This window comes from Deltaproteobacteria bacterium (assembly GCA_005879795.1).
Taxonomy (GTDB): Bacteria; Desulfobacterota; Binatia; order DP-6; family DP-6; genus DP-6.
On sequence record VBKJ01000268.1, the window covers coordinates 1 to 3733 of the forward strand.

General features: G+C 70.2%; 3 protein-coding genes. All 3 read left to right on the forward strand.

All coding sequences use genetic code 11. The features are described from left to right. Positions 1-974: 974 nt before the first annotated feature. Positions 975-2174: a hypothetical protein gene (locus E6J59_19920; protein ID TMB15494.1), complete on the forward strand. Its 1200-nt coding sequence runs from the start codon at positions 975-977 to the stop codon at positions 2172-2174. After that, positions 2171-3241 (forward strand): aminoglycoside phosphotransferase family protein, encoded by a 1071-nt coding sequence (locus E6J59_19925; protein ID TMB15495.1) that lies wholly within the window; start codon positions 2171-2173, stop codon positions 3239-3241. The genes E6J59_19920 and E6J59_19925 overlap by 4 nt, the downstream gene beginning before the upstream one ends. Positions 3242-3264: 23 nt before the next feature. Further along, a partial coding sequence (locus tag E6J59_19930) for a hypothetical protein (protein TMB15496.1) occupies positions 3265-3733 on the forward strand: 469 nt, incomplete at its 3' end.

Below are 3733 nucleotides of genomic sequence, written 5' to 3' on the forward strand. Positions count from 1 at the left end.
GTCGAAGGCGAGCCGCGCTTCGTCGCCTGTGCGCGCCGCGAGGCGGAGGCGGTGCTGCGGCGGGCAGATGTCCTGCTGAACTTCCATTACGCCATCGACCCGCGCCTGCTCGCCTGCGCGCGGCGCACGGCGCTCGTGGACATCGACCCCGGCCTGCTGCAGTTCTGGATGAGCACCGGAGAGCTCGCCGTTCCGCCGCACGATTGCTATCTGACGACGGGCGAGACGGTGGGAACACCCGGTGCCCTCTTTTCCGACTGCGGCCTGCAGTGGACGCACATCCGGCCGCCCGTCTGTCTCGACCTCTGGCCGTTCACGTACGAGCCGGGCGCCGAGGCCTTCACGACTGTTTCCAGTTGGTCGTCGGCGAGCTGGTTGAAGGTGCGGCGGAACGGACAGACCGTCCTGGTCGATAACACGAAGCGGATCTCCTTTCTTGAGTTCGCGGATCTGCCACGCCACACGAGCCAGCCCCTCGAGCTGGCGCTCTATCTACTGGACCGCGATCCCGCGGGTCAGGCGCGGCCGAAGCAGGCGGAGCAAGACGCGCAGGACCGGGCCCTCCTCGAACGGCAGGGCTGGCGCGTGCGGGACTCGCGGGATGTCACGGGCAGCCCCACAGCCTACGCCGCCTACCTCCGGCAGTCGCGCGGGGAGTTCAGTGCGGCAAAGCCGTCGTGCATGGCATTCCAGAATGCCTGGGTCAGCGATAGGACGGTGGCCTACCTGGCGAGCGGCAAGCCCGCGGTCGTGCAGCACACGGGCGCGAGCGCGTTCCTGCCGGACGGCGAGGGCATGTTCCGCTTTCGCTCGCTGGCGGAGGCCGCCCACGCGCTCGAGACGATCAACCGCGACTACCGTCGCCAATGCCGCGCGGCCCGTGACATTGCGGAAACGCATTTCGACGCGCGCCGCGTGCTTGAGACCGCGCTGAACACGGCGTTGAGCACGCAGCCGACGGGGAGCGGGGTCGCATGAGCCTCACGGTCTGCGTGGCGCCGGCGAACACGGTCGCCTACCCAAACGGTGGCGGTCACCTGTGGGTCTATCTCCACTGGGCCTTGGCGCTCAAGGCGCTCGGCTGCCGGGTCATCTGGCTCGAGGGGCTGGACGTCGACGACAACGACACATCGCCGGCCGGCCGCCGCCGGAGGCGCGGTGGCGCAGCGTCCGACTGCGTCGCAGCGCTCAAGGGGCGCTTGGCGTCATTCGGCCTGGCGGACACGCTCGCGCTGTACGCGATCGGCGGTGGGACCGTTCCTGACGAGGTCGCGCAGGGCTGTCTGGACCTGAACGCTGCCGCCGAGGCGGACCTGCTTCTCAACCTGTGGCACTCGGCCCCCGCCGGCGTCGTCGGGCGATTCCGGCGCACAGCGTTTATTGATACCGACCCGGGGTTGCTCCAGATCTGGATGACGACCGGCGCCGTCCAGCTTGCCCGACACGATCTCTATTTCACTATTGGCGAAACCGTCGGGACCCCTGCCGCGCGGTTCCCCGACGGCGGCCGCACGTGGGTGCACACGGTCCCGCCCGTCTACCTCCCCGAGTGGCCGTGCGTCCCCGAGGCGCTGGGCGGCGCCGCGCCGCCTCCATATACGACCGTGGCGCACTGGTGGGGCGGAACGTTCGAGTTCAACGGCATCACGTTCAGCAACGAGAAGCGCGCCTCGTTTCTCGAATACCAGGACCTGCCGCACCGCACGCCGGTCTCCCTCGAGCTCGCGGTATGCCTCGCGGAGTTTCACGAGGAATACCGCCGCCTGCTGGAGCCGATGGGCTGGCGCCTGCGGGAGGCGTGGGACGTGACCGCGACGCCGGACGCGTACCGGACGTACGTACAGCGGTCGCGCGGTGAGTTCAGCTGCGCCAAGCCAGCCTACATCTCGCTCGAGACCGCGTGGGTGAGCGATCGCACCCTGTGTTACCTCGCCAGCGGCAAGCCGGCGGTGGTGCAGCACACCGGCGCGAGCCGGCTGCTGCCGGACGCCGAGGGGTTGTTCCGGTTTCGGACGATGGACGAGGCCGTGCGGGCCCTCGCCGCCGCCGAAGCGGACTACGAGCACCACGGGCGCGCGGCCCGCGCGCTGGTCGAGGAGCACTTCGACGCCCGGCGCGTCGTGGCCCGGGTGCTGGAACAGGCGCTCGGGCACGAGGCGAGGACCGCAGCGTGACCCTGGTCGAGCCTCGCCCCCGAGGCGCAGCGCTGGACGTCACGAATGCGCGCAGAGAGCCAGCGTGGACCGAGCTGTGGCAGGGGCTCCGTGCCCTCCTGCACGACGCCGATCCCACCGATCGCGTGACGAGCGTGCAGCCGCTCAAGGCAAAGGTGTACCGGCTGCAGTTCGACGCGCGCGCGCCGTGGAGCTCGGTGGTGGTCAAGCGCATGGAGCCGGCCGTCGCGCAGCGCACCCGCCTGTTGGCCACGCGGTGGCTGCCAGCCGTCGGGCTGGAGCACGCCTGCCCGCGGCTGCTTGGCACGGTGGCCGACTCGCGCGGCGAAGTCGTGTGGCACATCCACGAGGACCTGGGCGACGATACCCTCGCCGCCCGGCCCGCATGGGAGCTGGTGGAGGTCGCCGCGCGACAAGTCGCGGAGCTACACGCGCGCGCCGCGCGCCACGGCGTGCTGCCGGACGTCCGCCGCTTCGGCCACGGCCTGGGCTTCGAGTACTTCACGACCAACGTGCGCGACGCGATCGCCGCGCTCGAGGCGCTCCTCGGCGCGGGCATCCAGTCCCCGTCGTCGCACGCCGGGCTCCCGGAGCGACTGCTCGCCCGCTTGCGGGCGCTGCTCGCGGACGCGCCGCGCCGGGCCACCGTCTTCGAGCGCGCCGCCGGTCCGGACACACTGCTGCACGGCGATCTCTGGACGATCAACGTGTTCGTGAAGGGAACGGCCGAACGGCCGGAGCTGCGCCTCGTCGACTGGGATCGCGTAGGCGTGGGGCCGTTCAGCTACGACCTTTCGACGTTCCTGTTCCGCTTCCCCGCTGAGCTGCGGCCCGGGATTCTGGACGTGTATCGTGACGCCACCGCGCGCGGGGGATGGCAGCTCGGTGCTCCGGAAGAGCTCGAGGTGCTGTTTGACACCGCCGAACGCGCGCGGTACGCCAACCGCGTGATCTGGCCGGCCGTCGCGCTGCTCAGGGAGCGGGCGGCTTGGGGATTTCCCGAACTCGCAGAAGTCGAGCGCTGGTTCCAGGCGCTCGACGCCGACTCGGCGACGAGAAGGCCATGACGAGGCTTGCACCCCGAGGGGCCTTGCTGCTGCCCCTGCTTTGGACCGTGGCGCGCGGCACACCCCTTCGCGCGCAGACGTCAACCGCGCATCTCGGCGCGCCAGCTGCGCCGACCTTCGTGATTCGGCGCGTGACCGAGGCGCCGCATCTGGAAGCCTTTCTGGCCGGTTCCGCCGGCGCCGACAGCGCCGCGGTCACCGACTTCCGCCAGCACGAGCCCGGCGACGGCATTCCGGTGAGCGAACGGACCACCGCGTACCTGAGCTACGATGACCTGAACCTGTATGTGGTGTTCGTTTGCAGGGACGATCCCGCGAAGGTGCGGGCCAACGTCGCGCGGCGGGACGACATCAGCCACGACGACCACGTGATCGTCTACCTCGACACGTTCCACGATCGCAAGCGCGCTTACCGGTTCGCGGTCAACCCGTTCGGCGTCCAGCAGGACGGCATCTTGACTGACGGCCAGAGCGAGGATCTGAGCTTCGACG